The organism is Klebsiella sp. CN_Kp106, from assembly GCF_040064575.1.
GTDB lineage: Bacteria > Pseudomonadota > Gammaproteobacteria > Enterobacterales > Enterobacteriaceae > Klebsiella > Klebsiella michiganensis.
Map to the genome: position 1 here is coordinate 281,722 of NZ_JBEAIG010000015.1, position 7,831 is coordinate 289,552.

6 protein-coding genes and 1 pseudogene are annotated in these 7,831 nt (G+C 60.6%); all 7 read right to left on the reverse strand.

Going from position 1 to position 7,831, the window contains the following annotated elements; genetic code table 11:
- Positions 1 to 49: 49 nt before the first annotated feature.
- The 7 genes and pseudogenes from ABLU96_RS10190 to ABLU96_RS10220 all read right to left on the reverse strand — a co-directional run bounded on the left by ABLU96_RS10190 (position 50) and on the right by ABLU96_RS10220 (position 7,583).
- Entirely contained in the window at positions 50 to 943 is an 894-nt protein-coding gene (locus ABLU96_RS10190) for an ABC transporter substrate-binding protein (protein ID WP_064404854.1), read from the reverse strand.
- The gene (locus ABLU96_RS10195; protein ID WP_014229256.1) at positions 940 to 1,719 is read right to left on the reverse strand and encodes an amino acid ABC transporter ATP-binding protein; all 780 of its coding nucleotides are present in this window, start codon (positions 1,717 to 1,719) and stop codon (positions 940 to 942) included. The genes ABLU96_RS10190 and ABLU96_RS10195 overlap by 4 nt, the downstream gene beginning before the upstream one ends.
- Complete coding sequence (locus tag ABLU96_RS10200) at positions 1,703 to 2,629, reverse strand: amino acid ABC transporter permease (protein WP_014838407.1); 927 nt, start codon at positions 2,627 to 2,629, stop codon at positions 1,703 to 1,705. Before ABLU96_RS10200 ends, ABLU96_RS10195 begins: the two co-directional genes overlap by 17 nt.
- Before the next feature lie 9 nt (positions 2,630 to 2,638).
- A complete protein-coding gene (locus ABLU96_RS10205) occupies positions 2,639 to 3,148 on the reverse strand; it encodes a GNAT family N-acetyltransferase (RefSeq protein ID WP_032749194.1) in 510 nt (169 codons plus the stop codon).
- Positions 3,149 to 3,159: 11 nt separating this feature from the next.
- A pseudogene (locus tag ABLU96_RS10210) lies at positions 3,160 to 5,433 on the reverse strand (NtaA/DmoA family FMN-dependent monooxygenase).
- Between the two features lie 30 nt (positions 5,434 to 5,463).
- Positions 5,464 to 6,585, reverse strand: a complete 1,122-nt coding sequence (locus ABLU96_RS10215; RefSeq protein ID WP_049080892.1) for an amidohydrolase — start codon at positions 6,583 to 6,585, stop codon at positions 5,464 to 5,466.
- Positions 6,582 to 7,583 carry an LLM class flavin-dependent oxidoreductase gene (locus ABLU96_RS10220; protein WP_064407258.1) on the reverse strand — a complete coding sequence of 334 codons (1,002 nt, stop codon included), beginning with the start codon at positions 7,581 to 7,583 and terminating at the stop codon, positions 6,582 to 6,584. The genes ABLU96_RS10215 and ABLU96_RS10220 overlap by 4 nt, the downstream gene beginning before the upstream one ends.
- Positions 7,584 to 7,831: the final 248 nt, after the last annotated feature.

A 7,831-nucleotide genomic window follows, 5' to 3' on the forward strand; every position in this document is an offset into this window, starting at 1 on the left:
GCATTCGCCTCCGCTGTTTCGCATCACACTCCTGCGAAACAGCGTTTTTTTAGTAGGTTATCCCCGGCGGATTCACTTCCGATTGCGTCACCTCTTCGCCCTGCTCTCCCCAGCGCGCCAGCACCTTCTGGTATTCCCCGCGAGCAATCGCGCCATTCAGCGCCGCCTGCAGCGCCACCACCAGGCCGTTACCCTTTTTGGTCGTCGTGGCAACGTACGCTTTTTTCGGCCCCAGGCCGACGACTTTGGTTTTGCCGCTGAGCGCCGCTTTATAGGCCGCCACCGACTGCGGCCCAAAGAACACGTCCGCGCGACCGGACTGAATATAGAGGTTGCCCGAGGCATCATCGGTCAGGTAGACCGGCAGCGCGGGTTGCCGCCCGGCGGCTTCGTTTTCGGCGTTCCAGCCGAGCAAAATCCGCTCCTGGTTAGTCCCGGACCCGACGATCACTTTTTTACCCGCGAGATCCGCCGGACCGCTCACGCGGGCGATATCGCTGGTTGATTTCACGGAAAAGGCCAGAGAGTCAACGCGATAGGTGGCAAAATCAAACTTCTCTTTCCGCTGCTCGGTCACCGCAATATTGACCAGCGCGACGTCGTAGCGTCCGGAAGTAATCCCCAGCGGCCAGTCCTCCCAGGCGGTGGGCACCAACTTTAGCTTCAGCCCGAGGCTGCCGGCCAGCAGCCGGGCAATATCCGGGTCGCTGCCGATACGCGTGCGGTTATCGCTGGCCAACAGCGCCAGCGGCGGCGAATTGAGCGCCGAAATCGCCACCGTTAAGGTACCCGGCTCGACGAAGGCGTAATTTGCCGGGATCTTCGCGATCGCCTGCTCATCGCGGGTCACCGGCAGCGGCTGCTCGTTGGCGCGCAGGTCGATAGCCGCCTGCGATGCCGCAGATAAAGAGAGTAGTGTCAGGGCCAAAAGTCCGTTTCTCATGCCGCTAATACCCTCGATAAGAACTGCCGCGTACGCGGATGCTGCGGTTGGTTCAGCACGGCGTCGCTGCTGCCCTGCTCGACTATCTTGCCGTCGACCATAAACACCACCCGGTCCGCCACCTCTTTCGCAAAACCGATTTCATGGGTGACCACCACCAGCGTGGTGCCGGAGCGCGCCAGCTTTTTAATCACGTCCAGCACTTCCCCCACCAGCTCAGGGTCGAGCGCGGAGGTCGGTTCATCGAACAGCATTACCCGCGGGTTAAGCGCCAGCGCCCGGGCAATAGCGATGCGCTGCTGCTGGCCGCCGGACAGGTGCCGCGACCAGGCGTCGGCTTTATTGCGCAGTCCGACCACGTCCAGCAGTTCATACGCCCGCGCGATCGCCTCTTTGCGGGTCGCCTGCTTATGGGCGATGGGGGCCTCAATCAGATTTTCCAGCACCGTCAGATGCGGGAACAGGTTGAAGTTCTGAAATACGTAGCCGACGTTAACCCGCTGGCGGAGGATCTCTTTCTCTTTCAGCTCGTAGAGCTTGTCGCCTTTACGGCGATAGCCGATATAGTCGCCATCGATCTGAATAAAGCCTTCATCCACGCGCTCCAGATGATTAATCGCCCGCAGCAGCGTCGATTTTCCCGAACCGGACGGCCCGAGGATCACCGTCACCGTGCCGGGTTCGATTTCCAGCGATACGTCATCAAGCGCTTTATGGCGGCCAAAATATTTGCTGACGCCGGTGATGGAGATATGGCCGTTACGAGAGTTGGGCATGGGCGGACTCCTGGGGTTGTGGGCGACGAATGGACTCAACGCGGCGGCTGCTGCGGGCGCTATTGACCGCCGAGCGGCGTTCGCTGCGGGCCAGTCCGCGCTCGACCAGATACTGGATCAGCGACAGCACGCTGGTGATCGCCAGATACCAGGCGGCGCCGACCATCAGCAGCGGGATCACTTCCTGGGTGCGGTTATAGATCATCTGGATGGTGTAAAACAGCTCCGGCATCGCCAGCACGTAAACCATCGCCGTCCCCTTGGCGAGGCTGATAATTTCGTTAAAGCCCGCCGGTAAAATGGTGCGCAGCGCCTGCGGCAGAATAATGCGCAGGGTCCGACGGCTGGCCGGAAGCCCCAGCGCCGCCGCCGCTTCATACTGCCCGTGATCGACCCCGAGAAAGCCGCCGCGGATAATTTCGGCGGTGTAGGCGCTTTGCACCAGGGTCAGCCCGACAACGGCGGTAGAAAACTGCCCCAGTACGTTGATGGTCTCAAAGCTGGCCCAGCGAATCGCGGTGAACGGAATGCCTATCGCTAGCGTGTCGTAAAGATAGGAGAAGTTGTAGAGAATAATCAGCACCACGATCAGCGGCAGCGAGCGGAACAGCCAGATATAGCCCCAGGCCAGGCTGCTCAGCAGCCATGAACTGGAGAGCCGGGCCAGCGCCAGCAGGCCGCCGAGAATAACGCTCAGCGCCGTCGCCAGCAGGGTCAGCAGCAGCGTCTGCCCGAGACCTTCAAGGATCACCGGGTCAAAGAACCAGCGGGCAAAGACGCGCCACTCCCAGCGCGGGTTAAAGGCGACCGATTGAATCACCACCGCCAGCACCAGCAGCGCCAGCACCGCGCCTACCGCCCGCAGCGGATAGCGCGCGGGGACAACCTTAATCGTTTCCTGGGTATGCATATTGGCTCCTTAAGCGCTCTGGCTCAGCGCGCTGACCGCCAGCGCTTTCGTAAAGCGCAGTCGACCATCGAACGGCGGCAGGCTGTACTCTTCCGGATCGCGGCTGAGGTCAAACTGCGCCTCGTAGCCCTGGCTCAGGTAGAGCCGCACCGCTTCCGGCTGCCGAAAACCGGTGGTCAGATAGATATGGCTGTAGCCCGCGAGCAGCGCCCGTCGCTCCAGCTCCTGCACCACTTTCGCCGCCAGCCCCTGCTGGCGCAGACGACGATGGGTCCAGATACGTTTGATTTCTGCCGTATGGGCATCTTTCGGTTTGTACGCGCCGGTGGCGATAATTTCCCCTTCGCGCTCCAGCACGATAAATAGCCCCTGCGGCGCCAGATACCATTCAGTCAGCTCGATTTCGGCATCGCGGGAGAAATAGTCGCCGTAGCGTGCGGCGTACTCGCCGAACAGGCCCTCAATAATCGGCTGCAGCTCCGGCGCTTCCGGGGAGACATCGCGGAATAGATCGCTCATCATGCCTCCTGTTAGTCGCCGAGTCCGGCCGGGTTGATTTCCGATTGCGGAATGCTCTCCACGCCTTCCCCCCAGCGGTTCAGCACCTTCGCGTAGTCGCCGCTGCGGATTGCGCCGTTCAGCGCCGTCTGTACCGGTTCTACCAGACCGCTGCCTTTTTTCACCGTCACGGCAATATGCGCCGCCTTCGGCCAGCCGCCGTCAACGCTGCCTACCAGCTTCGTTTTACCGGTCAGCGCCGCTTTCCACGCGCCGATCACGTTGGGGCCGAAGAAGGCGTCGGCGCGCCCGGACTGCAGCGCCAGGGTCTGGGCGGCGTCGTCTTTGGTGTAGACCGGCGTAAACGGCTTCAGCCCCTTCTTGAGATTCTCGGCGTTCCACGCCAGCAAAATAGCTTCCTGATTGGTGCCGGAGCCGACGATAATCCGCAGCCCGGCAATATCTTCCGCTTTTTCAATTTTGCTCAGCGGACTGGTGCTCTTGACGTAAAAACCCAGCGAATCTTTGCGGTAGGTGGCGAAATCAAACTTCTCTTTGCGCTCTTTGGTCACGGTGATATTGCTGACCGCCGCATCATATTTGCCGGAAGCGACGCCGAGCGGCCAGTCCTCCCACGAGGTGGGTACCACATTCAGCTCCAGCCCGAGGCTGTCGGCCACCAGGCGGGCGATATCCACCTCGCTGCCGAGCAGGGTTTTGTTATCGTCAGAAAACACGGTCAGCGGCGGTGAGTTCAGCGCGGCGACCGCGACCGTCAGCTTACCCGGCACCGCCAGGTGGAGACCTTTCGGCAGCTGCGCGATAGCCTGCGGGTTTTTCGCCGTATGAATCGGCGTTTTGTTGGCTTCGAGGCTCACGCCGGTGCCGTTGATCGTGACGTTCTGCGCCCAGGATGACGCACTAACGGCCAGCGCCAGCGCCAGTAATAGCGATTTTTTCTGCGTTTTCTGCATAGCGGGTGTTCTCTATTATTGTTTTTGGAATTGATTCACGGGCTCTGCCAGCCCTAAGCTTTCGCGCAGCGTGGTGCCGGGATATTCCCGGCGGAATAGTCCGCGCTGCTGAAGAATCGGTACCACCTGGTCCACAAAGCGCGGGAAGGTATCCGGCGTACCGCCCTGGATAATAAAACCGTCCGTCGCGCGCTGTTCAAACCACTGCTGCAGACCATCCGCCACCTCTTCAGCGGTTCCGGCAAAGCGCGGTCGCGGGCTGGCCGCCTCCAGCGCCACCTGGCGCAGCGTCAGGCCGCGTTCGCGGGCATTGCGTTTTATCTCGTCGGTGGTGCTGCGAAAGCTGTTCTGCCCGAGGTCGCCGATATCCGGGAACGCCTCATCCAGCGGATACTGAGCAAAGTCGTGATGTTCAAAATAGCGGCCGAGATAATTCAGCGCGTCTTCAATCGACACCAGCGCAGCGGTGGTCTGGTATTGCTGCTCCACATCGTCGGCGCTGTCGCCAACGATGACGCTGACGCCCTGGAAGATATGCAGTTCGCTCTCCCGGCGGCCGTGCGCTGCAAGCTGGCTTTTGACGTCGCGATAAAAGGCCTGCGCCTCCGCCAGCGACTCCTGATGGGTAAAAATAGCGTCTGCGTGGCTGGCGGCTAACTTTTTACCGTCATCGGAGGCGCCCGCCTGAAAGATAATGGGCCGGCCCTGCGGCGTGCGGGCAATATTTAGCGGACCGGCTACTTTAAAGAAATCGCCGTGATGATTAAGCGTGTGCAGCTTGTTTTTATCAAAGAACTGGCCGCTCTCTTTATTACGAATAAATGCGTCCTGCTCCCAGGAGTCCCACAGGCCTTTGACAACCTGCAGATATTCATCGGCAATACGGTAGCGCAGCGCATGATCGGGATGCTGGGCGCGGGAGAAGTTTTTTGCTGAGCCTTCCAGCGGCGAGGTGACCACGTTCCAGCCCGCGCGGCCGCCGCTCAGATGATCGAGGCTGGCGAACTGGCGGGCGGTGGTAAAGGGTTCGCTGTAGGAGGTCGACAGGGTACCGACCAGGCCTAAACGCGAAGTTACCGCCGCAAGGGTAGATAATACGGTGAGCGGTTCAAAACGATTTAAAAAATGCGGGATCGATTTTTCATTAATATATAAGCCATCGGCAACAAAAATAAAATCGAGCTTGCCCTCTTCCGCTTTTAACGCCGTCTGCTTGACGAACTCAAAGTTAATACTGGCGTCGGCCAGCGCGGCCGGATGACGCCAGGCCGACATATTTCCCGATGCGCCGTGTAATATAGTACCAATGCGCAGCTGCCGTTGTTCAGACATCGTTAATCCTTAGTCAATGACCCTGAATAATTAAAGTGCTTTTAATGCCTGCTCTGCCAGATCGGCAAAGTAGTGCGCCGCCGGGGCGATTAAACGCTCATCCGGGTTAAACGCCGGATGGTGAAGACCAAATTCGCTGGCGCTGCCGATGCTGACGAACGCGCCGGGAATATGCTGAAGATAAACGGCAAAATCCTCCCCGCCGAGATGGAGATCCGCATGGTGCGTGCGGTAGCCAGACTTATCGGCCACGTCGCTGGCGAAAGCGGCCCAGCGCTCATCATTAACCAGCGCGGTCGGTCCGGCGTACCAGAAGACATCTATCTGCGCGCCGAAGGCGCTGGCGAAGCCGGCGGCAATCTCGCTCACCCGCGCTTTCACCCGCTGCTGGACTTCGCTGCTGTGGGTGCGCAGCGTACCTTCCAGCTCGACGCTTTCCGGCAGGACGTTCCAGGTATTGCCGCCCTGAATCCGCGTGACGCTAAGCACCACGGAATCAAGGGTATTCACTTCGCGGCTGGCGACGCTTTGCAGCAGGGTCACCAGCTGGCTGGCCAGCAGAATGGCGTCCTTCCCTTCATGAGGCCGGGCGGCGTGAGCGCCTTTGCCGGTCACCTTAAACACAAAGCGATCGACGTTGGCGTAAAACGCGCCGCCTCGGGTGGCGAATTCGCCCACCGGCAGACCCGGTTCATTATGCATACCGAAAATGGCGGAAACGCCCTCCAGCACGCCGGCGCGAATCAGGGTTTTCGCGCCGCCGAAGCTCTCCTCCGCCGGCTGGAACAGAATACGGACGCGTCCCGCCAGCTGCGCTTCGCGTTGTTTCAGCAGTAAGGCCGCGCCAAGGATCACGCTGGTATGAATATCATGCCCGCAGGCGTGCATTACGCCGGCATTCAAGGAGCGAAACGGCACGCTGGCCGCCTCTTCGATAGGCAGCGCATCGATATCGGCACGCAGGGCTATCACCTTATCGCCGCTGCCCACTTCGGCAACCGCGCCGGTTTTCAGTTCATAAGGCAGAAGGCTGATGCCGCCGCTCTGCAGCCAGTCGCGAATACGTGCGGTGGTGTCGACCTCCTGCAGCGAGAGCTCGGGGTACTGGTGCAGTTCGCGCCGCCAGCGAATTAACTGTTCGGCAAGGCTCATGGCTGCACCTCCGCGCTCAAATGCGCCCGGGCCAGCAGGCGCAGGGAGTTAAGGCGCACCGCGCCATCGTTAATGGGCGTGTCGATAATAAATTCGTCGATGTTCCAGGCCGACTGCAGGGCATCCAGCTGCGCTTTCACCTGTTCCGGGGTGCCGAACAGCACCGCCGATTCCCGCCGGGTAATGCGCGTCGGCCTGCTGCCCGCCTGACGGGCAAAGGCGGCCGCCTGCGCTTCGCTGCCGACGGTGACCCGCTGGCCGTTTTCCAGCTCAACGCCCCATGTTTCGACGGATTTTGCCAGCTCCGCCGCCGTCGCGGCCTCTTCGGCCACGATGACCTGGACGGCAATAATCGCGTCTCGACGGCTCAGTTCACGCCAGCGGGTTAACACCTCGCGCAGCAGCTGCTTATCGCCGTTGAGATGGGCGGCGAAGACGAAGTTCCAGTCCAGCTGCGCCGCCAGCTGCGCGCTCTCCAGGCTGGCGCCGAGCAGAAAGCCGTCGGCGCGACGCGGCGGGATCGGCGTTGCGCGGACGCTCTCCTCACCGTCGGTTTCGGTCAGCGACAGCCAGTTGTCGAGCTGCGCCAGCTGGTCGGCAAAACGCCCCTTTTGCTGGGGGTCAAGCCCCTGCTGTAACGCGCGAGTGGAGAGCGGCAGTCCGCCAGGGGCTTTGCCCACGCCCAGATCCACGCGGCCCGGAGCGAGGGAAGCCAGCATATTGAAGTTTTCCGCCACTTTATACGGGCTGTAGTGCTGCAGCATGACGCCGCCGGAGCCAACGCGAATCCTGCGGGTCTGGCCAAGGATCCAGGCAATGGCCAGCTCTGGCGACGGACTGGCGAGCTGGTCAGTATTGTGGTGTTCGGCTATCCAGAAGCGATGATAGCCCCAGGCTTCCGCCTGTTGCGCAAGCGTTAATGTACGCGCCAGCGCCTGGGCAGCCGTTTCTCCGGCTGCCAGCGGGCTTTTATCCAGGATACTGATTCGATAAGACATTTCGCAGGCTCATGTGAATTAACATGTCTGCATTATTAGAAGCGCCCGCGGCTGGTGAGAAACAATTTATTTACATTTACTCTGCCGGAAATTAGATATGCGGTGAGGTAACTGCCCCGGAGGCGATGCTGCGCATCTGTCCGGGCTACGCGTCCTCAGCAATCTGTGGGCCTGTAGCCCGGGCAGGAGCTGTGCAAGCCGGGAAGAAGCCGCAGCAATGCCAAGTTACGGCATATTCCCCGGGTTGC